The following is a 19,873-nucleotide window of genomic DNA, read 5'->3' on the forward strand; positions in this document are numbered from 1 at the left end:
TTTCGTTTCTGTAACGCCATTCTTCCTGTTTTTAGAGGAACCAGCGTCTTTTCCGTTTTCGTTCCGGGGACGGTTCATAGAAAATCTGACGGTCCTCCAGGATTCTTCTCGGATTCACTTTCACTAAAAGCTGTGCATACGCTTCTCCATACCGCTCCTCCAGAAACTGCCGGACTGGCCGCATGTCCGTGGTCCGGTAATCGGCTCCGTGGGCATCGCTTGCCACACAGCCCGCAAGGCGGTTTTCCAGTAGAAACCTTGCTGTCCGCTCAGCCTCTTCTCCAAATCTTCCAAACACGCTTCCTTTGTTGATCTGCAAAACCGCGCCCATTTCCCGGAATTCGTATAGAAGCTCCGGTGTATCCTGCACGCAGAAATACCGCTCCGGATGCGCCAGCACCGGGATTTTTCCCATCGCCGGAAATTCCAGCAGCCGCTTTCTGATTCCGTCCGGCGCCATATCAAACGGCACCTCGATCAGATAATAGCGGCTCTCATGGAGCGGTATCAGCTTTCTCTCTCTGATTTTTTTCTCCAGCGGTCCGATGCTCATGATTTCCATGCCGCGCACCAGGCTGATGGGAATGTGTTCTCTGTTGATTTCCCTCTCCAGACGGTAAAATTGCTCTTCTAACTGTTCCGATTCGTAGTTGACGTATCCGTCCTCCACGCCTTCGATTCCCGTCTGGTTTGCATGCGGCGTCACCGCGAGGATACGCACCCCGCTTTGTGCCGCCATTTCTGCCATTTCAAGGGAGGTGGACAAATTCGGGGATCCGTCGTCCACTCCCGGCAGAATATGTACATGAAGGTCCGTCATCCCTGTTTTTCTCCTTCGTACTGGTATTCCGGTACCATTTTCTTTACCAGATAACAGATGTCCGGACATTCGTTTTCCGCTTCCTTCGCGAGTTCCTTTATCTGCTCCCGGAATACCTTCTCGTCAAATGCAATCTGTCTGCCGATAAAAATCCGGCTGTTTTCTGTGGTCTGCATGCCCTCTTCATTCATCAGAAGTTCCTCATACAGCTTTTCGCCGGGTCGCAGGCCAATGTATTTGATCTTGATTTCTTTTTCCGGCTCATATCCGGAAAGGCGGATCATATTTTTGGCCAGGTCTGCGATTCTGACCGGATCTCCCATATTCAGGACAAAGATCTGACCGTTTTTCGCATAGGCGCCTGCCTCAAGTACAAGGCTGACTGCCTCCGGAATCGTCATAAAATATCGAATGATATCCGGATGCGTAACCGTCACCGGACCGCCGTGTTCGATCTGACGGCGGAACAGCGGAATGACACTTCCGTTGCTTCCCAGTACATTTCCAAAGCGCACTGCCGCAAACTCTGTCGTGCTGTGTCTTCCGATCAGCTGAATCACCATCTCACAGAGCCGCTTGCTCGCTCCCATGATGTTGGTCGGGTTGACTGCCTTGTCTGTTGATATCAGGATAAACTTCTTTACCTGATAATGGCTTGCTGTGCGCGCCGTTTTTAAGGTTCCAATAACATTGTTTTTAATCGCTTCATTCGGGCTGTCCTCCATCAGCGGCACATGCTTGTGGGCTGCTGCGTGAAAGACGATGTCCGGCCGGTACTTCGAAAAAATTGATTCCAGCCTCCGCTCATCCCGCACAGAACCAATCAGTACTGTCAAATTGAGATCTGGGAACTCCCATTCCAGAGATTTCTGAATCTGGTACGCATTGTTTTCGTAGATGTCAAAAATGATCAGATGCCCGACGTCGTGTCCGGCCAGCTGGCGGCAGATCTCACTTCCGATCGAACCGCCTCCGCCTGTTACCAGGATTGTTTTTCCCTTCACATAGCCCAGGATTGCATCGAGATCCACCCGGATGGGATCTCTTGGCAACAAATCCTCAATTTTTATTTTCTTTCTGATCTTTTTTTCTTCCTTCATAGCTCCCACTCTCATTCTGTTGCGTTTTTCTCCCGTATTCAGTTATCCTGTTCCTGCAGACAATCTTCCAGTAAATACAGCATTTCAAGTGCTGAACGAAAACCTGCTTTCTGTTTTCCGCAGATCAGAAATCCCTGCAGACTACAGTGCTGTCGGAACTGAATCTGAATACTGACCATACGCTCGGTTCCGGCTGGAAGCGTTGTATCCTGATTGTTCTTCATTTCATCTGTAAATTCCCACTCTTCTTTTTCCCCTTCTGAAAGGCTCCGCATACAGCTTCCTGCATCCGGCATGCCGAGCAGGTCATAAATGCGGTTCATCCGAAGCAGCATTTCTCCGTATCCCTCAAACGGAATGTCATAATGAAGCAGCGGCAGCCGGATCACTCCTTTGGAATGGCTTCCCTTCACTTCCTGAAAGCATAAAAATAATGCTGCATCTGCTGTTGTATGTACTTTTTCTCTGATTGTTTCTACTTCTCTGTTCATATTTCTCTCCATATGATATTTATTCTTTTATGGTAATGTTATATGTAATAATTATTTTTGGAATATTATACCAAATCAATCTCGCATCGTCAATCTTCTCTGCCTCCTTTTCTTTCGATTTTCTTTTGATTTTCCTGTTTTTTTCTTCTGCTTTTTCTGTCTATCGTTCCTTTTTTTTACTTTTTTCGCCCCTTTCTGCCATACGGTGTCACTTTCTGTCGAACGATTTTAACAGAAGTCCGTCAATTCGGCTTGAATGAGATTCTGTCACTGTGTTAAACTACACTTTGTATTTTTATGATGTTTGCTGTAATGCTCTCCTCCTGCTTTTATTTTGTACCCTATCATGTTTCTTTGCGCTGGACAACCGCTTCGACTTGAACGGCTGCACTTCGACGCAAACGGTATACTTTCCCGGAGGTGTTTTTCTTGTATTCCAAATTAATATTCCCACTCGATCCGAACGATTCTGTTCTGCTCGAAATTCCAGTCATTATCTCACAGGGTGTTTCCCAAAAATACCGGCTGGCGCTCGACGACCTGATTTACGTTGAAGCCTGCCAGCACCGACTGATTCTCCACACCATTCAGGGAGATTTTACAACCCGCTGCACATTTGCCGACCTGACGGTCTGCCTTACACCAAGTGATCGTTTTTTCCACGGCGGAAAAGGTCTGCTGATCAACTTTGCCCACGTTTCCCTTGTACAGGTAACTGGCGAAGTTCTGCTGAAAAATGGGCAGATCATTTTCTGCAGCCGCCGGCGGAGGCGTGAGACCCGGGAAGCCTTCCTGGTCTACGCCGGAGCAGGAAAGTTTTCCTACGAAACGATATAAAAAAACAGGAGGGCTGCCGCACGAAGAAAAATTTCCACAAAATATAGATTTTGTAGTGTTTTCGCTTCGTGCGACAGCCTCTCCTGTTAATATATGTTTTTGCTTAATGCTTGTCTGCTGCAAGCTCCATTCGAGCTGCAAACTGTGTATAAAAATCTGTATTTCCGTCATACGGAAGCAGATAAAACAGCTTCAGAATGTTCATGCTGATCTGCTGCCGGAATGCATCGTCCTCGCTTTCGCGCGCCGCATTCTGTTTTTCCTTCAGATAATAATGCCATTTTGTCGTAAAGGCTTCGTATTTCCCAAGCTCCGGCGTATCGAGCCAGCGGCGGACCTTGACCTTTGTCTTGTTCTCCTTCGGACATTCGTTCACCTGAAGGAAATAAGAAAATGTTCCATCCTCATACAGCCGACCCAGCGGAAACATCCGACAGAAGCCCGGGCGTGCATCGTGGATGCTGCAGCGGCCTTCTTCATTTAAAAAGCTGCACCGGTCTGACTGCTCTGTCATCTTCAGATGTGGCAGAATAACACCGTCCACGACACGAAGCGCCACGTTCCCAGCCAGCAAAATCTCTTCCATCGTCTTTCCCAGCTTTTTCTCCAGGCGGTAGACATCCATCGGGTCGAGTACAATCGAATCTCCCATCCCATGACAGCAGGCGGAGCATCCGCGGCAGTCGTCGCAGCCCACTTTTACAAGATCATTAGCTCCGTATCGTTTTCCATCTGAAATTTTATCTATCTCTACATTTCGTTCCATTTTTTCTTCCTATCTTTTCTCTTAATCCTTGCTTTTGGTCTCTTCTCTCGATCTTTGCTTTTAATCCTTGCTTTTGATCTTTGCTTTTGATCTTCGCTTTTGATCTTTGCTTTCGATCCTTGCTTTCGGTCTTTTCTCCCGATCTTTATTTCTTCCTCACATTTCTACTCCCACAACATGCAGTACCTCGTCCTTTACCTGGAATTTGATTTCCATTCCCGCAAAGGAAAGTCCGTAGACGCGTTCTTCGCTGTTCTGATACGATGGACGCGGATCCTGCTCCAGCACTTTTTTCAGCGCCGCACGGTGGTCTGCCGGAACCTTTTCCAGCAGCTCGTCCGGAATCTCAACCGGAATAAAGTATTCTTTCGTCTTTTCCGTAAAGCTGCCAAGTGCCTCCACGTGACTGTCTACATGCGGCAGATACGGTTTGATATCCAGAATCGGTGTGCCGTCCATCAGATCTGCTCCCGTAAGGTGCAATACCGGACCAAGCGACGGATGCTGCTCCACATATTCCAGCTTTACCGAAGAAAGACCGATCGGATTCGGACGGAACGGCGAACGCGTAGCAAATACGCCGACACGCTTATTTCCGCCAAGCCGCGGCGGCCGCACCATCGGAGACCAGGTATCCCGCACGGCTTCCGAAAACTCCCAGATCAACCAGAGATGGGAATATTCTTCCAGCCCCCTCAGTGCATTTGCATCGCGGAACTCCGGTTCAAAAACGATCGTACTCTTTAGTTCTTCGATCAGTCCGCTCTGCCTCGGAATCCCGAATTTTTCCGGGAAATCCGTGTGGATTCGGGCGATCACCTTCATTGCAATTTCTTCTGCCACGTTTCTTACTCCTTTTCTTTCCTGCATCTTCTCTTCTATTTCGCATGGCTCTGAATCATTACCATATGTTTTATCTTAACATTTTGTTTTTGAAAAGTCCACCATGCGCATTCCCCTTCGCCGACTCCCCTGCGGATACTACACGTTACGGGTCACGCAGAGCCTGCCAGACGGTGACTTATACTCCAAGCTCCCGCATGCTTTTCAGCAGCTCCTCGATCTGTTCTGCTGTTTCCTTTACTTTCTCTTCCATCCCGATCAGTTCCCTGCGGTACATCTGTTTTTTCTCCGTCACATCCAGCGCATGTACCGTCTGGACCAGAAATGTTTCTGCCTTTGACTGAAGCTCTTCCGGCAGATGTGTCTCTTTCAGACGGTTTCGAAAGCTTTCCAGATCCTTTCCTGCCGCTCTTAAATACTGATTCATATGAAGCCCCGTGTGGCGCATCCTTGCACGCCCCTCGCTTCGCACCCTGGCATACGTTTTCTGGCTTTTTGCTGCATACAGTGTCATCTGTACATACATCAGGCTGGTCAGTGCCTTTTCTCCTGTCATTGCAGTTTCGTACAATTCTTTTTTTACTCTTTGGCTGCTCATACATTCCTCTCTCTCCGCCACGCTTCTTTCGCTGGCAACGGATGGCAGTTCATGTTTGGTATTCAGGAGTCGAAGGATAAAAAAAGACTCCTATCATGACATCTGCCACAATAAAAGTCTTGCGTTCTCATTTGATACGGATGTTTCTCAACATCGGCTGACGGTTTCAAACCCGCACGGGATGTTTTTATTTCAGATCCCGCGGCGTTTCGCTACTCCCTTTTATTTGTTGAGATGAATCTTAGCACACTTATTGCTAAATTGCAAGCATATTTTTTGCATATCATGCATGATTTCATGCATCCTATTATTTTTGACGGTGTTTCTTCCTATATAAATGGAATGCCGGAAAGCATACGGTTCCCACCATTAAAATAAGGAAAACCACATCCGCATATAGCTTCACATATTCTGCCGCCTGCTCCCATGCAGCGCCGACCGCTGCACCGATGCCAACCAGAAGAAGATTCCAGACCGTACTCCCGACTATGGTATATAGCAGAAATCCCGGCATCTTCATCCCCGCCATGCCGGCCGGAACCGAGATGAGACTTCGGATGATCGGAATGCATCGGCCGAGCAGCACAGCCCGCTGCCCCTTTTTCTGAAACCAGGCAATGGTCTTCCAGGCATCCTCTGCCCGAAACCCCAGAAGCTTCATCGGCCGGCTCTCGAGCAGCTCGGCAAGCCCTTCCGGGCTGACGAGGGTTCCGGCTCCGTACAGCACCAGCGCGCCAAGCAGTGAGCCCGCCGTAGATGCCAGCACAACCCCCGCCGGGTGCAGCCGAGTACACGTTGTCAGAAAACCGCCAAAGGTCAGAATCACCTCGGAGGGAATCGGTGGAAATACATTTTCCACCGCAATCAGAATCAGAATACCAAGATAGCCAAAACGGTTGACCATATCCAGAATCACGCTCTGCAAATTTTTCTCTTCCTTTTCATTTCCGGCATAGAAACCTCTTCCCCGCAGCTGCCAGATAGCCGGTTTTCCGGTCTTATCGGTTTTCCTGCCGGAAATGCTCTTTTTCTTCTCCTGCATTTTATGCGCCTTTTCCACGGTGCATGAATCCTTTTTGACTACTTCTTTACAATTCCGTCAGATTTTCTTCCTTTTGTTTTCATGTTCTCTTCAGAAAAGCTTTATCCCGTGTACACATTCTGGTCACAATTTTCCCGTATACTAATCTTATCAACAACAAAGGAAGTAAAAAACAACCTCCATTGTTTCTCTATAAATAAACCGGAGACGGCAAAGCATTTCTGGAAGCACGTCTCCAACGCCAACCTTTCTAATAGATAGATTTCTTTTTCATACCGCCGGGGCTTCAACCAAGTCCCGGCCTCTCTCCTTTTGGGGAGATTTTTTTTGTAACGATTCAGATCCATGCGAAATTCCGGAAAAATCGCGAATCATGCTTGCGCGAAGGAGTGCTTTTTCTGAATCGCTTCTATTCCTGCCGCATTTTTTTCTTGCACGTGACTTTTCTCTATAGTAAAATAAAATCAGTTGTTTGTAACTCTTCAGAACCCAATGGGGAAAACTTTGCATCATCCCTGCAGGAATGATCCGTTTCTTTCAAACAAATACCATGGAAAAAAGGGAGAAAAATACCATGAAAATTGGATTTGACAATGAAAAATACCTGAAAATGCAGTCCGAGCACATCCGCGACCGCATCAACCAGTTTGACAACAAGCTGTATTTGGAATTCGGTGGAAAGCTGTTCGACGATTTCCACGCATCCCGCGTTCTTCCGGGCTTTGCACCGGACGCAAAACTGCGCATGCTGATGCAGCTTTCCGATCAGGCCGAGATTGTTATGGCAATTTCCGCATCCGATATTGAGAAAAACAAAATCCGCGGTGACCTCGGCATCACCTACGACAGTGATGTACTCCGTCTGATCGACGAGTTCCGCGGACGCGGCCTCTACGTCGGAAGCGTAGTAATTACCCAGTATTCCGGCCAGCACAGCGCAGATGCCTTTAAAAAGAGACTGCAAAAGCTCGGCATCCCGGTTTACATTCACTACACAATTCCGGGCTACCCGCACAATGTACCGCTGATCGTAAGCGATGAGGGATATGGAAAGAACGAATACATCGAAACGACACGCCCGCTCGTTGTCGTTACCGCACCGGGACCGGGAAGCGGAAAGATGGCAACCTGTCTTTCCCAGCTTTACCACGAGCACAAACGCGGTGTAAACGCCGGCTATGCCAAATATGAAACCTTCCCGATCTGGAATCTGCCGCTGAAGCACCCGGTCAACCTGGCCTATGAGGCTGCTACCGCCGATCTGAACGATGTCAACATGATCGACCCGTTCCATCTTGAGGCATACGATGTAACAACCGTCAACTATAACCGTGATGTTGAGATTTTCCCGGTTCTGCGCGCCATTTTCCAGCAGATTTTCGGCGAGAGCCCATACAAATCCCCGACCGACATGGGTGTCAACATGGCCGGAAACTGCATTGTCGATGATGCCGCATGCTGCGAGGCTTCCCGCCAGGAGATCATCCGCCGCTACTATAACGCTGTGGACGGCATCGCAGACGGTTCCCGTTCCGAGACAGAGGCTTACAAAATCGAGCTTCTGATGAAACAGGAGAACATCGTTGCCGCAGACCGCACCACCGTTTCCCCGGCTCTTGTCCGCGCTGAAGCGACCGGCGCACCGGCTGCTGCCATGGAGCTTTTGGACGGACGCATCATCACCGGAAAGACAAGCGATCTGCTCGGCTCAAGCGCAGCACTTCTGCTGAATGCTTTAAAAGACCTTTCCGGTATTGAACACGACGTACACGTTCTCTCACCGGAATCCATCGCTCCGATCCAGACACTGAAAACAAAGTATCTCGGAAGCAAAAATCCGCGTCTCCATACTGACGAAGTTCTGATCGCCCTGTCCGCTACCGCTGCACAGAGCGAGGATGCACAGAAAGCACTCTCCTGCCTGCCGCAGTTAAAGGGCTGCCAGGTGCACTCCAGCGTTATGCTCTCCGATGTGGACCGCAAAATGTTCCAGCGTCTGGGATGCGATCTGACCTGTGAGCCGAAATTTCAGTAAATAATTTTTATATCTTGGACATAAAAAATCCAGGGCATACGGTACTTTCCGTACCTGCCCTGGATTTTTTCTTTTCCGGCTTCTGTTTATAAATTTTCTTTTCCGAATCCCATTGGCAGCAGCTCCTCGAGTGTCATTTCTTTCCAGGAACCGTCGCCCTTGCAGAGAAGGACGAGAAATTCGTTCGGATCAACGAATTCCCGCAGGACCTGGCGGCAGACACCGCACGGTGTGCAGAAATCCTCCGGCTCTGCCTCTCCCGGGCCGCCGCAGACGGCGATCGCGTCAAATTCCGTTATGCCCTCGGATACGGCTTTGAAGACCGCGGTGCGCTCCGCGCAGTTTGTCGGTGTATACGCCGCATTTTCAATGTTGCATCCTGTATAAATCGCTCCATTCTTTGCCAGAACCGCCGCGCCTACGCGGAATTTCGAATACGGCACATACGCAAATTTCCGCGCTGCCAGAGCCTGTTTTACCAGCTCCTGTTTTATTTCTGTACCGATTTCCTGTTTCATATCCAGCATCCCCTTTCCAGTATCCCCTTATTTTTTCTTTCTTATTTCTGATCTTCCCGGATCAGAATCCGCAGTGCCTCGATGGCTACCTGAATCGCACCTTCCGTATCGTGCGTAATGTGGTTCTCCATGCCGCGTTTCACTCTCTCCTGATTTCCCATCACAAGAAAATCCGATCCGGCACGGATGCCGCGGGCGCTTGCCACGATAAAGAGTGCCGCCGATTCCATCTCTGACGCTTTGCATCCAAGCTTCATCCATGCATCCCATTTTTTCAGCAGCTCATCGCCGACCGGCATCTGCTCCGGGTCGTGCTGGCCGTAAAAGGAATCCTTGCACTGTACCACGCCCGCATGCCATTTTTTCCCAAGATTCTTTGCCGCCTGCACCAGCGCATTCGTCACGGTAAGGTCTGCGACTGCCGGGAACTCGATCGGTGCGTATTCCTTTGACGTTCCCTCCGCACGGATCGCTCCCGTTGCCACCACGATATCGCCGCCCTCTACATCGAGTGCCATACCGCCGCATGTTCCGACGCGGATAAACGTATCGGCGCCGCACTGGATCAGCTCTTCCATCGCGATGGAAGCCGACGGACCGCCGATGCCGGTAGATGTAACGGAAACCTTTACACCGTCCAAAGTACCCGTATAAGTCACAAATTCCCGGCTGTCTGCGACGAGCACCGGGTTCTCAAAGTAAGCTGCAATTTTTTTACACCGTTTGGGATCTCCCGGCAGAATCATATACCGTCCCACATCGCCTTTTCGGATCTGCAGATGATACTGCAGCCCTTCTTCTCCTGAATAATTCTGCATATGCAAAAACCTCCTTGTATTTTCGTATTCTCATAGTTCTATTTTACCACAGGCCGCACCGCAAATACAAGGCTTGACACCATTTCGCTTCCCCTTTCATTACGGATATAATCACGTTCCGCAGTTGCCTTTTTCCATTCGGGATGCTACAATAGGCACAGAAACCAGAGTTCTTACTTTCATTTTTACGAGGAGGGATTATTTTATGAGTTCCTATGTCATCAGCTGCTGCTCTACGGCAGACCTTACCGAAGAACATTTCTCCAAACGGGAAATCTCATACATCTGTTTCCATTACAAATTAAATGACACCGAGTACGCGGACGATCTCGGCAAGTCCATGCCGTTCGATCAGTTCTATGCCGCCATGGCCGCCGGCGCTTCCACGAAAACATCCCAGGTGAATGCCGATGAATTTGAAGCCTATTTTGAAACATTCCTGCAGGACGGCAAAGATATTCTCCACGTCTGCCTCTCCTCCGGCATTTCCGGTGTACTGAATTCCGCGATGATCGCCAAAGCCGACCTTGAAGAGCGCTACCCGGAACGGAAAATCCTCATCGTGGATTCCCTCGGCGCTTCCTCCGGCTACGGTCTTCTGATGGACCGCCTTGCCGACCTGCGCGATGAAGGAAAACCGCTGGAAGAGGTTTACGATTTCGCGATGAAAAACCGCCTCAAAGTCCATCACTGGTTCTTCTCCACGGACCTCACCTTCTACGTGCGCGGCGGCCGCATCTCCAAAGCCTCCGGCGCAATCGGCGGCCTCCTCGGTATCTGCCCACTGCTCAACATGGACAACGAAGGCCGGCTGATTCCGCGGTTCAAAATCCGTACCAAGAAAAAAGTCATCAAAAAAATCGTCGACCAGATGGAAGAAAACGCCGAGGGCGGCCTCTCCTACTCCGGCAAATGCTACATTTCCCAGTCCGCCTGCTACGAAGATGCGCGGGCCGTTGCGGATCTTATCGAGGAACGCTTTCCCAATCTGAACGGAAAAGTCGAGATCAACAACATCGGAACCACCATCGGCAGCCACACAGGACCGGGAACCGTGGCATTGTTTTTCTGGGGGAAAGAACGGGTGGATTAACTCTCCTGCACTTCCATCTAAAAACAGGAAAGAAAAAAGGCTCTGTCCATTTGGGCAGAGCCTTCTTGTTTTCCTTCTATTCTTCTATCTTCCCTCTCCAACATTTCCGCACCAGTGCAAACACCAGATACCCGATAGCTGCTCCAAGCGTATTCGTCACAACATCATCTAACTGGCAGAAGCCGCGCTCTGTTAAAAGCTGCACAGTTTCCAACATCATGCTCGTGGCAAATGCGGCATACACACAGTACCACCATCTCCGAAGAAACGGCACCGCCGCCGGCAGTAATACACCGAACGGCAGAAACAGCAGAATATTTTCCACAAAATACCGGTCCGGCAGACACTGGTTTCCCCAGGTTTCAAATAGCTTCAAATCCACACCTGTTCTCGAACCCGGTTCTCTCGAAAGCAGTGTAATCGAAATCAGCATGGCAAAATAGACGGCTACCAGAAACCACGCCAGAAGCTGCCCGCCGTGCAGCGCACGGTACTGCTCCAGCCGTTTCCGTTTCTTCTGGATCTGCTGATTTTTCCACGCCGCCGCAACCGTCACAAAGCCGACACCGACTGCAACCGCATGCGGCAGATACCGGAATGTATCAAAAATATCCTGTTCAATCGTTGTCAGATAAAGAGGAATTGCCATTTACATCACCTTCCGTATTTTCGCGGCTGATCGGAAACACCCGCGAGATAATCGAGACTGCAGTCATACAGCTTTGCCAGCGTAATCAGACAGTCCAACGGAATCTCACGGATGCCTTTTTCATACCGGTTGTAGGTGTCCGGGTGACTGAAAATCTTCCGCGCCGCCTGTGTCATCGAGTAACCGCGTTCCAGACGGAGCTCTTTCAGCCGGATCAGCATTTTCTCCCGCCCCGGCGTTTCTTCTATTTTTCTGTGCATTACTTTCCTTCTTTTTCCTGCTCCGTTTCCGCCGCTGCTTTTTCTGCCTCCGGCACATACCCCGGATTGTCGTCGTATCCTTCCAGGAAATTGTGGCGGATGCCGTGCTGCTTGTAGCCGACCACGGTGTCAATGTTGACATTTTCGACACTGCGGAAAATATTGCTCTCCACGAACGGATTCACCTTTTTCAGGTTTTTGATCAGTTCCTTGATCTCCACGCGTTTCGAACGATTCTCCTCGTTATTGCAGGTCGTGCAGGTATCGGTAAACTTGCAGGCACACTGGATAAAATGCAGACCGTTATAATCTCTCCACGCCTTGATATCATCCTCGCGCACCAGATACAGCGGGCGGATCAGCTCCATGCCCTCGAAGTGGATGCTGTGAAGCTTCGGCATCATCGTCTGCACCTGCGCACCGTAGAGCATTCCCATGAGGATTGTCTCAATGACATCATCGTAATGATGGCCAAGTGCGATCTTGTTGCAGCCAAGCTGCTGTGCAAAATGGTACAGATGGCCGCGGCGCATTCTCGCGCAGAGGTAACACGGCGAATTTTCGACATGGTAAACCGAATCGAAAATATCGGTCTCGAAAATCGTGATCGGAATATGGAGGCTCTTTGCGTTATCCTCGATCACCTTGCGGTTCTCCGGGCTGTATCCCGGGTCCATGACAACGAATTTTACTTCGAAATCAAATTTATTGTGAAGCTTTAACTCCTGAAAGCATTTCGCCATCAACATCGAATCTTTTCCGCCGGAAATACAGACAGCGATTTTATCGCCCGGTTTTACCAGCTCGTATGTGTTGATCGCTTTCGTAAATTTGGACCAGATCGACTTTTTGAATTTTTTGCGGAGACTCTTCTCCACGTCTGCCGCCTTGTCCTGCTCCTCCGGCGCGCTCATCATATCCATCAGCCAGGCGATGTAACCGCCCTCCAGGCTCACAGCGTCCCAGCCCTTTTCCTGTAATTCTTCCGCCGCTGCGACACTGAACCGGCCGCGGCTGCAGCAGATAATCGTCTTTTTGCTCCGGTCAATCGCATCACTTGTCTCGATTTCTTCTGTCTTCATCACAAGCGCTCCCGGAATCGCGCCGTGGGAGATCTCTACCGCATCGCGGATATCGACGATCTGATAGCTTGACGGATCGAGCTCTTTTAGTTCTTTTATTGAAATACTGGTACTCATGTAATTTTTCCTTTTCTAATTAAAATGCCTTACTTTTCTTCATTCTTTCATTGTATCGTTTTTTCTGTGACTGTCAAGAAAAAACGGGGAGTCTCTGAACATTCGTTTCAAATCCTCCCCCACTTTTTTATTTTTTCCGGATATCCGCCATCGTCTTCAACAGAAGTTCTTTCTTCCAGAAGACCAGCCCTGCACTTGCGAGCAGAATCGCGTAACGCAGGATCCTGTACGGGAAAATCAGATTGCAGATGATGCTTGCTCCAATCAGAAAAACGGAGCACGCCAGAAGAAATCCTGGATTCATCAGATTTTCCTGGATTCCTTCGTTCACCAGAATCTGTTTGCTCACAATATAATGGCCGACCGAATACAGCATATAGCATGCCAGCGTCGTGTAACCGGCCGCAATATAGCCGAACAGGCGGATAAAAATAAAGTTCAGCACCACATTCGCTCCAGCCGCCGCCATGGATGCAGCCATCAGAAACTGTGTTTTTTCATAATAGAACTGCGGCATCGAGAGAATATTATAAATAAAGATAAAGAACACACTCGCTGCCACCGGCGGAATGACGTACACCGCCTCGCGGTACTTCGGCGATCCGAAAATCAGCACCATCTCCGGACTGATCAGCATCAGCGCCACGGCTATGCCGACCACTACAATACTAAGAAGCTGCAGCACCTTCCGCATCGAGCGGATGTCGCCCTTTTTGATCTTGCTGTACATCCACGGTGTCAATGCACTGTTCATACCGCTGATGAAAAGCTGCACCAGCATACCAATGCTGTACGCCAGCCCGTACAGCGCAACTTCCGTCTTTCCGACCATCTTGTCGATCATGATGCGGTCGCCCTGATTCAGGATAATACCGGACAGATAATGCGGCACAATCGGAATTCCGATCCGCAGTGCGTAGCCCCAGTATTCCTTCGAAAAGAACTCTTTTCCTTTGCAAAACTGGAACACAATAATCGGCACACAGATGCAGACCTGCACCCCGACGATACCTAAGATCCGCATCATGGCCGTACCGCCGTTGATACGGATCAGCACCAGGCTCGCGATCGGGTTCATCAGCGCCTGCAGAATCGTCACGCAGACCAGAATCCGGTACCGATACTCAAACCGCTGCCGCCCCGACCAGTAAGAAAGCGCCGGACTCAGCAGCGCTTCCAGAAACATCAGCAGAATCATGGATTTCGGCAGATTTAAAATCTTCTCCCAGAAACCCGATGTAAAACAATACAATGCAAAAACCGCACCCGTAATCACAAGCGTCAGTCCCTGCATTGCAGATGTATATTCATCCCGCTGCTTCTCGTACTTTGCCATCGCATTGTCATAAACACCATTAAATAAATACAGCGATGTCATAATCGTCAAAATCTGCAGCCAGGACAGATAAACCGTATAGGTTCCGTACTCCTCGGTGCTCATCAGACGCGTGAAAATCGGAACTGTGATGAACGAAATGCCTTTCTGTAAAAAACTGCAGATCGTAAACCAAAGCGCCGCCTTCGCCTGGACGGAGAGAGAACGGTATTTTGAGGTAATGTTCATGTAAAATAGAACTCCTTGCTGTTGGTTATTTGCGTGTTTTATGTTAACACAAAATGGGGGGGACTGCAAGAGGAACATCCATTAAAATCCCCCATGGTTGAACGCTTCCATTCAACCATGGGGGATTCTCACTGCTTTATGTGTTTCGATTCCCAAATGATTCAGAATATACATATAGGCCAATGCATACGACTGACACACACCTCTTCCGTCCATCAGCACACCATAACTGGTATAATTCTTATAATTCAGATCATACTCTGCATGCAATACCAGATAATCGTGAATTACAAACGCCTTCTACTCATCTGTCATGGAATTGTTCATCAGTTTATAGATGGATGCCAGTTTCTCATCCACTGCATTAAAAATCTGTTTGGTTTCTTCCGGTGTTCCGAATGTATTGGTAATTCTCAAACCTGTATAGTATGCATCACCATACCAGGCAATGATTCTATTATACGTATCACTCGGAAAATACGGCGAATAGCCATAATAAAAGCTTAAGTCATAGGTATCCCTTCTTATTTTTAAATCTTTAATGGATACCCATTCATTTCCAGCCAGCATCGCTTCTTTCACACGATTCTCCAGAACCGTATACAATTCATACTCCGTTCCGCTGAACTCATCGCCTTCATCGGCCCCGTATGTATCAATCCCGGACTCATCCTGCTGTGGTTCCATGGGTTTAATATCGCCCGTCGGCAATGTAACATCCTCATTTTCGTCCGCAAACGCCTTTTGCGGCATCACAAAAATGGATGCCGCAAGCAGAAACAAAAATGCTGTCAGTTTAACGATTCTCTTTTTTCTCCTCTCCATGCGCTTTTCCTCCCTGCAATTCTTCTAAATACAGTTTTGCATCTTTTAAGAAGCTGACCGCAATCATCACGATCACAATGCCGATCGGAAATGCCGCTACGATACTGACAGACTGCAGACTGTTCATGGAACTCTCTGCAAAAAGAAGTGCAATCGGAAGCAGGATCAGCAGGATACACCACATCAGCTGAATTCCTTTTGCCGGCTCTTCGCCGTCTTCCAGTTTCCGGTAGCTGTAGCACGATGCCGTCAATGCGATCGAGTCGAACGATGTCGCATAAAATGCAACCATCGTAACTAATACAACAACCATAATCAGCGGTGCACACGGCATGGTTTTGATCATCGACACGATCAGATGATATAAATCTCCACTTTCATTATACTGCGAAATGAAATCAATTGCACCTGAAATCTGCTTTCCCATCGAATAATTTCCAAGAATAATAAAGCTGACAAGCGTGGAACCCACACCAAAACCGTATCCGCCGAGAATCGTCTGGCGCACTGTTCTTCCGCGGGAAATGCTGCCAATGAAGAACGGTGCTGCCACACACCATACCATCCAGTATGCCCAGTAATAAATGGTCCAGTTCTGTGGGAAGTTTGTCGTACGCATCGGGTCCGTATACGTTGATAAGCCGATAAAGTTCTGAATCATTTTTCCAAGAGAAGAAAATCCAGTTTCAATAATATACCGCGTCTCTCCCCCAAACAGCAGGACGAAGGCAAGGAGTCCGAAAAACAGATAAATGCACACCTTGGCCAGAATGCTGATTCCTTTGAATCCATGCAGAAGAGAATAGGTATAAACACAGCAGGTGATCAGAAGAATGATAATATTAATCACAGTTCTGCTGACTTCCATATGGAACAGCTCGCCGATGATTTCCGCCATCAGAGGAGTTGCCACACTAAAAGTGGTAGCAGTTCCGGCCAGCAATGCAAAGACAGCCAGAAGGTCAATCAGACGGCCGCCAATTCCATCTGTCTGTTTTCCCAGAATCGGACGGCACGCCTCGCTGTATTTCTGACGGTTTCGTTTTCTTACATGAAGCATAAAGCCAAACGCAACAGCCAGTACCAGATAGAATCCCCACGGGATAAAGCTCCAGTGAAACAGTGGAAATACGCCTGCCCAGTCCTGAATGCTGCCAAGTTCTGCGATGTGAGGATCTGTTGCGTACAAAATCCACTCAGAGAACGAATAAAACAGAATATCTGCTGCCAGACCACAGGTAAACATCATGCATCCCCATGCAAAAAAGGAATATTTTGGCTTCTCATCCGGCTTTCCAAGCACAATATTTCCGTATTTGGAGCCTGCCAGAAACAGAGACAGAAAGAAAATGCCAAGTCCGATGACCAGGTAATACGTTCCAAAGGTGTCTCCAAACAGAAATCGAATCTGGCCAAGTACCTGATTCGACTGCTCCGGTGCAAAGAAAAATACGATACATAGAGCAACGATCAGCGCCAGAGGCACCAGCGTAATCATCCAGTCGATTTCTTTTTTCTTCTGTTGGTTCTTACTGTTCATTTTCTTCCCTTTCTGCGTAATCCGCATACGATGCATCGAGTGCAACAAGCTCGCTGAAATTGTCTACTTCTATGATATCCTCTGCCTTCATTGGCCGGATGCCAAGCTGATACTCTTTCGGGTAACAGAACATTGCCACATCGTCCCAGTAAATCTGACGGTTTTTCTTTACTTCAAACTCCTGCTCCAGATGGCCTTTTAACCGCTTTCCATCTTCTGCTGTCCATCGGGAAATGCTGTAGAGCTGCCAGCCGCCCTTTCCGCCGGTTCTGCTGCAGCCTGTTACAATGCCGTTTTCCACAGTCTGCAGCCACTCGTCGGTCTCATCATCGGTCCACACGCTGTTGTAACCGGATCGCTCAAACTCCGGTGCCAGAATTTCCGGGTGATAGATGATCTGGTCGCCGTCGAGAATAATGGCATTTTCCAGATGTTCCCGCGCCACATACAGCGATGCAATGTTATTGCAAGTATCGTACCATGGATTATCAATCAGTTTCAGGCCCGGGTACTCCTCTTCCAGTGTCTGGAACTGTTCCTTGAGGTAACCGACTACCACGTAAATTTCTGTGATTCCGTTTTTGTGCAGTCCATCGATGACGGTATCGATCATCCGCACACCGTTTACCCGCACCAGCGGCTTCGGCGTTTTTAACGTTACCGGCTTCATCCGGTTTCCGAGGCCTGCCGCCATAATAATGGCGCGCTCTACTTTGTACATATTTCTTTTCCTTCCTCTCCCAGTTCCTGCTGGACAATTTTGTAATAATCTTTTGCGTAACGGTACTGCCGCAGGGAATATTCTCCGAATTCCACGCCTAATTTCCGTTTATATTCGCACCAGTTGCTCCAGAGCAGACCGCAGACTGCGATGTAGCAGTAGATTTTTATGCGTGTTCTGTCGTCACAGTTTCCTTCAAAATAAAGATCAATCAGATGGTCCACCTGCTCTTTTTTGTAAAGAGAATAGATACAGAACATCGCAATATCCACATGCGGATCCTGCATTCCGGCGTATTCCCAGTCGATCAGGCGGATCTCCTCTTTTCCGTTTTCTTCCACAAACAGAAAATTGTCCGGCACAGCATCAATGTGAGTGAGCACCCACTCTCCGGCATTTGCTTCGATGTAATCCTTTAACTGAAGCACATGCGCTTTCGTCTTTTCGTAATCTTTATATGCTGACGGAGTTCCTTCCCAGAGGCTTTCATAGTATTCCATCTGTCCGAACAGGTCGAAGGAATGGTCTACTCTTAATTTCTGCCCGTGAAACTCCCGCAGTTTCTTCATGCATTTCTGAAGATCTTCCTCATTTTCTGCATCGCAGACCCGCGCACCTTCGAGATATTCTGTGATTTTGTAGCCGTTCTCCGGGTTAATATAGGCAATCTCATCACAGATCCTGCGGCCGGCGATCGTCTGATATACAGCGGCTTCCTGCCTGCGGTTGATCAACTGATCGGTTCCCTCTCCCGGAATTCGCATAATGTATTTTTTATCTTTACAGGAGAATAAAAAGGATCGGTTTGTCATTCCTTTTTTCAGAACTGTAATGTTTGTCACTTCGTTCTGCTGTGCTCCAAGTGCTTCACAGATTACCTGAATCGCATCCGTCTGCAGCTGGCTGGAATCGCTGTCAATCTCACGCAGCTGCTCATAGGTATTGATTTCTACGGCATCGGCAGCATGTACAACACGGGCCGTCACAATCATTCTGTCTTTCCGGTATAAGGTTTCCTCCCAGAACGCTCCGTCGTATCGGGAATCTCTTCCCAGTTCTTCCAGACGCTCCCGCACGATCTCCGCTTCTGTTTCCAGCAGATAACAGATGCCGATCATCGCGTTTCCGCCTGCCTGTTCTTTCTGTACGACCAGCTCCTGCTTCCGGTTTACGCGGACGGTACTGTCATCATCCACCAGATCGCTGACCATGTACCAGGAATATAATTCGTTTCTGCTGTATGGATTCTTTTCACACCAGATATCACAGGGAATGATGTAGCTGTTTGATAAATGGGCTGCCGCCGTTTTCAGGGAATGCAGATTGTTTTTCGACACATAGTCCGGAGCGACGATCAATTCTACGCCGTATTCATCGATCAGATATTCATACTGCTCTTTCATAAATCCGACAACGACGTAAATCTCTGTAATGCCGACTTCATGAAGCTGACGGATTGTGCACTCTATCAGCCGCTCTCCCTTGATTTCCAGAAGTCCTTTCGGTGTCTCTGTATTAATCGGAACCATCCGCATACCAAATCCGGCGGCAAGGATAATGGCGTTTTTCGGCGCTTTCTCTTTTGCCTCACGCAGTGTCTTTTCCGTCGGACGGATCTCTTCATCCAGGTAACCTTCTGAAATCAGTTCCTTGATCGAACGATTGACGATTCCAAGCGAATGGCCGGTCTGTGCGGCAAGGATACGCTGATTGATGAAGGGTTCTTTTATCAGGTTGTTCAATATATCTTGTTTTGAGTTGTTCATATACTTCCTTCTTTCATTTTTCATGAACTTTTGTTTTCGATTATACCATAACTTTATGACTTTTTCAATCCCCTGTGTGTTAGGATAGTTGTCAGTGAAAGATAATTACTTTTGTGGTAGTATATATGTGAACTTCCTATAAAATTAACTCTCATAAAATTCCTTTTAAAGTATGCTACAACTGGCTTAAAGCAAGAACATGTCGAAACGAGAGTTAATATTTCAGGAAGTTCACATAAAAAGGTCCAAATAATTAACATTATTTGGACCACCTGTCAAAGGAAGCCTTTTTCCTTTTCGCCGTCATCAGGACTTCTTTGCGCTTCCATTCATAAATTTTTCTTAAAATTTACCTTTATTTTACCACACTACTCCCAAAACTACAATA

At 48.3% G+C, this 19,873-nt stretch carries 20 protein-coding genes and 1 pseudogene; 3 read left to right on the forward strand and 18 right to left on the reverse strand.

Annotated elements, in window-relative coordinates:
* Positions 1 to 31: 31 nt before the first annotated feature.
* From DW642_RS04475 to DW642_RS04485, 3 genes and pseudogenes are all read right to left on the reverse strand, one after another.
* Positions 32 to 820, reverse strand: coding sequence for a tyrosine-protein phosphatase (locus DW642_RS04475; protein ID WP_055266469.1), 789 nt, complete (start codon positions 818 to 820; stop codon positions 32 to 34).
* Positions 817 to 1,896: pseudogene (locus DW642_RS04480) on the reverse strand (UDP-N-acetylglucosamine 4,6-dehydratase family protein); the annotation flags it as partial. The pseudogene DW642_RS04480 and the gene DW642_RS04475, both read right to left, overlap by 4 nt.
* 62 nt (positions 1,897 to 1,958) lie before the next feature.
* Complete coding sequence (locus DW642_RS04485; protein WP_022461015.1) at positions 1,959 to 2,411, reverse strand: hypothetical protein; 453 nt, start codon at positions 2,409 to 2,411, stop codon at positions 1,959 to 1,961.
* 429 nt (positions 2,412 to 2,840) lie between these two features.
* Here DW642_RS04485 and DW642_RS04490 point away from each other — a divergent pair, with 429 nt between their 5' ends.
* Complete coding sequence (locus DW642_RS04490; protein WP_158554971.1) at positions 2,841 to 3,248, forward strand: LytTR family DNA-binding domain-containing protein; 408 nt, start codon at positions 2,841 to 2,843, stop codon at positions 3,246 to 3,248.
* A gap of 103 nt (positions 3,249 to 3,351) precedes the next feature.
* Here the strand turns inward: DW642_RS04490 and DW642_RS04495 are convergent, their stop codons facing one another.
* The 4 genes from DW642_RS04495 to DW642_RS04510 all read right to left on the reverse strand — a co-directional run bounded on the left by DW642_RS04495 (position 3,352) and on the right by DW642_RS04510 (position 6,497).
* The gene (locus tag DW642_RS04495) at positions 3,352 to 4,014 is read right to left on the reverse strand and encodes a YkgJ family cysteine cluster protein (protein WP_117509393.1); all 663 of its coding nucleotides are present in this window, start codon (positions 4,012 to 4,014) and stop codon (positions 3,352 to 3,354) included.
* Positions 4,015 to 4,170: 156 nt separating this feature from the next.
* A complete protein-coding gene (gene tsaA, locus DW642_RS04500) occupies positions 4,171 to 4,857 on the reverse strand; it encodes a tRNA (N6-threonylcarbamoyladenosine(37)-N6)-methyltransferase TrmO (RefSeq protein ID WP_117509440.1) in 687 nt (228 codons plus the stop codon).
* 178 nt (positions 4,858 to 5,035) lie between these two features.
* Entirely contained in the window at positions 5,036 to 5,455 is a 420-nt protein-coding gene (locus DW642_RS04505) for a hypothetical protein (RefSeq protein ID WP_117509394.1), read from the reverse strand.
* 307 nt (positions 5,456 to 5,762) lie between these two features.
* Positions 5,763 to 6,497, reverse strand: a complete 735-nt coding sequence (locus tag DW642_RS04510; protein ID WP_319638341.1) for a DedA family protein — start codon at positions 6,495 to 6,497, stop codon at positions 5,763 to 5,765.
* 574 nt (positions 6,498 to 7,071) lie between these two features.
* Between DW642_RS04510 and DW642_RS04520 the strand changes: the two genes are divergently transcribed.
* Entirely contained in the window at positions 7,072 to 8,532 is a 1,461-nt protein-coding gene (locus DW642_RS04520) for a DUF1846 domain-containing protein (RefSeq protein WP_117509441.1), read from the forward strand.
* A gap of 86 nt (positions 8,533 to 8,618) precedes the next feature.
* Here the strand turns inward: DW642_RS04520 and DW642_RS04525 are convergent, their stop codons facing one another.
* Positions 8,619 to 9,050 carry a cytidine deaminase gene (locus tag DW642_RS04525; protein WP_055266552.1) on the reverse strand — a complete coding sequence of 144 codons (432 nt, stop codon included), beginning with the start codon at positions 9,048 to 9,050 and terminating at the stop codon, positions 8,619 to 8,621.
* A 41-nt stretch (positions 9,051 to 9,091) separates the two neighbouring features.
* Positions 9,092 to 9,868 (reverse strand): uridine phosphorylase, encoded by a 777-nt coding sequence (gene udp, locus DW642_RS04530; protein ID WP_117509395.1) that lies wholly within the window; start codon positions 9,866 to 9,868, stop codon positions 9,092 to 9,094.
* A 205-nt stretch (positions 9,869 to 10,073) separates the two neighbouring features.
* Between udp and DW642_RS04535 the strand changes: the two genes are divergently transcribed.
* Positions 10,074 to 10,961, forward strand: coding sequence for a DegV family protein (locus DW642_RS04535; protein ID WP_117509396.1), 888 nt, complete (start codon positions 10,074 to 10,076; stop codon positions 10,959 to 10,961).
* A 76-nt stretch (positions 10,962 to 11,037) separates the two neighbouring features.
* Here the strand turns inward: DW642_RS04535 and DW642_RS04540 are convergent, their stop codons facing one another.
* From DW642_RS04540 to DW642_RS04575, 9 genes are all read right to left on the reverse strand, one after another.
* Positions 11,038 to 11,610, reverse strand: coding sequence for a VanZ family protein (locus DW642_RS04540; RefSeq protein WP_117509397.1), 573 nt, complete (start codon positions 11,608 to 11,610; stop codon positions 11,038 to 11,040).
* Between the two features lie 5 nt (positions 11,611 to 11,615).
* Complete coding sequence (locus tag DW642_RS04545) at positions 11,616 to 11,870, reverse strand: helix-turn-helix domain-containing protein (protein WP_242991123.1); 255 nt, start codon at positions 11,868 to 11,870, stop codon at positions 11,616 to 11,618.
* Positions 11,870 to 13,069 (reverse strand): ATP-binding protein, encoded by a 1,200-nt coding sequence (locus DW642_RS04550; RefSeq protein WP_117509398.1) that lies wholly within the window; start codon positions 13,067 to 13,069, stop codon positions 11,870 to 11,872. The genes DW642_RS04545 and DW642_RS04550 overlap by 1 nt, the downstream gene beginning before the upstream one ends.
* A 127-nt stretch (positions 13,070 to 13,196) precedes the next feature.
* Positions 13,197 to 14,633 carry a lipopolysaccharide biosynthesis protein gene (locus tag DW642_RS04555; protein WP_158554972.1) on the reverse strand — a complete coding sequence of 479 codons (1,437 nt, stop codon included), beginning with the start codon at positions 14,631 to 14,633 and terminating at the stop codon, positions 13,197 to 13,199.
* A gap of 111 nt (positions 14,634 to 14,744) precedes the next feature.
* Entirely contained in the window at positions 14,745 to 14,921 is a 177-nt protein-coding gene (locus DW642_RS16745; RefSeq protein WP_416388105.1) for a transglutaminase domain-containing protein, read from the reverse strand.
* 12 nt (positions 14,922 to 14,933) lie between these two features.
* Positions 14,934 to 15,458: a hypothetical protein gene (locus DW642_RS04560; protein ID WP_055220421.1), complete on the reverse strand. Its 525-nt coding sequence runs from the start codon at positions 15,456 to 15,458 to the stop codon at positions 14,934 to 14,936.
* Positions 15,430 to 16,998 (reverse strand): BCCT family transporter, encoded by a 1,569-nt coding sequence (locus tag DW642_RS04565; protein WP_055227905.1) that lies wholly within the window; start codon positions 16,996 to 16,998, stop codon positions 15,430 to 15,432. The genes DW642_RS04560 and DW642_RS04565 overlap by 29 nt, the downstream gene beginning before the upstream one ends.
* A complete protein-coding gene (locus DW642_RS04570; RefSeq protein ID WP_117509400.1) occupies positions 16,988 to 17,719 on the reverse strand; it encodes an NTP transferase domain-containing protein in 732 nt (243 codons plus the stop codon). Before DW642_RS04570 ends, DW642_RS04565 begins: the two co-directional genes overlap by 11 nt.
* Positions 17,707 to 19,485, reverse strand: a complete 1,779-nt coding sequence (locus tag DW642_RS04575; protein WP_117509401.1) for a phosphotransferase — start codon at positions 19,483 to 19,485, stop codon at positions 17,707 to 17,709. Before DW642_RS04575 ends, DW642_RS04570 begins: the two co-directional genes overlap by 13 nt.
* Positions 19,486 to 19,873: the final 388 nt, after the last annotated feature.

Source organism: Blautia sp. AM23-13AC (genome assembly GCF_003435675.1).
Classification (GTDB): Bacteria; Bacillota; Clostridia; order Lachnospirales; family Lachnospiraceae; genus Fusicatenibacter; species Fusicatenibacter saccharivorans.

Bases quoted from the DNA above. Each gene is read 5' to 3' on its own strand.
- DW642_RS04475 (WP_055266469.1), bottom strand. From the start codon at position 820: ATGACGGACCTTCATGTACATATTCTGCCGGGAGTGGACGACGGATCC.
- DW642_RS04485 (WP_022461015.1), bottom strand. From the start codon at position 2,411: ATGAACAGAGAAGTAGAAACAATCAGAGAAAAAGTACATACAACAGCA.
- DW642_RS04495 (WP_117509393.1), bottom strand. From the start codon at position 4,014: ATGGAACGAAATGTAGAGATAGATAAAATTTCAGATGGAAAACGATAC.
- DW642_RS04505 (WP_117509394.1), bottom strand. From the start codon at position 5,455: ATGAGCAGCCAAAGAGTAAAAAAAGAATTGTACGAAACTGCAATGACA.
- DW642_RS04510 (WP_319638341.1), bottom strand. From the start codon at position 6,497: ATGCAGGAGAAGAAAAAGAGCATTTCCGGCAGGAAAACCGATAAGACC.
- DW642_RS04520 (WP_117509441.1), top strand. From the start codon at position 7,072: ATGAAAATTGGATTTGACAATGAAAAATACCTGAAAATGCAGTCCGAG.
- DW642_RS04525 (WP_055266552.1), bottom strand. From the start codon at position 9,050: ATGAAACAGGAAATCGGTACAGAAATAAAACAGGAGCTGGTAAAACAG.
- udp (WP_117509395.1), bottom strand. From the start codon at position 9,868: ATGCAGAATTATTCAGGAGAAGAAGGGCTGCAGTATCATCTGCAGATC.
- DW642_RS04535 (WP_117509396.1), top strand. From the start codon at position 10,074: ATGAGTTCCTATGTCATCAGCTGCTGCTCTACGGCAGACCTTACCGAA.
- DW642_RS04540 (WP_117509397.1), bottom strand. From the start codon at position 11,610: ATGGCAATTCCTCTTTATCTGACAACGATTGAACAGGATATTTTTGAT.
- DW642_RS04545 (WP_242991123.1), bottom strand. From the start codon at position 11,870: ATGCACAGAAAAATAGAAGAAACGCCGGGGCGGGAGAAAATGCTGATC.
- DW642_RS04550 (WP_117509398.1), bottom strand. From the start codon at position 13,069: ATGAGTACCAGTATTTCAATAAAAGAACTAAAAGAGCTCGATCCGTCA.
- DW642_RS04555 (WP_158554972.1), bottom strand. From the start codon at position 14,633: ATGAACATTACCTCAAAATACCGTTCTCTCTCCGTCCAGGCGAAGGCG.
- DW642_RS04560 (WP_055220421.1), bottom strand. From the start codon at position 15,458: ATGGAGAGGAGAAAAAAGAGAATCGTTAAACTGACAGCATTTTTGTTT.
- DW642_RS04565 (WP_055227905.1), bottom strand. From the start codon at position 16,998: ATGAACAGTAAGAACCAACAGAAGAAAAAAGAAATCGACTGGATGATT.
- DW642_RS04570 (WP_117509400.1), bottom strand. From the start codon at position 17,719: ATGTACAAAGTAGAGCGCGCCATTATTATGGCGGCAGGCCTCGGAAAC.
- DW642_RS04575 (WP_117509401.1), bottom strand. From the start codon at position 19,485: ATGAACAACTCAAAACAAGATATATTGAACAACCTGATAAAAGAACCC.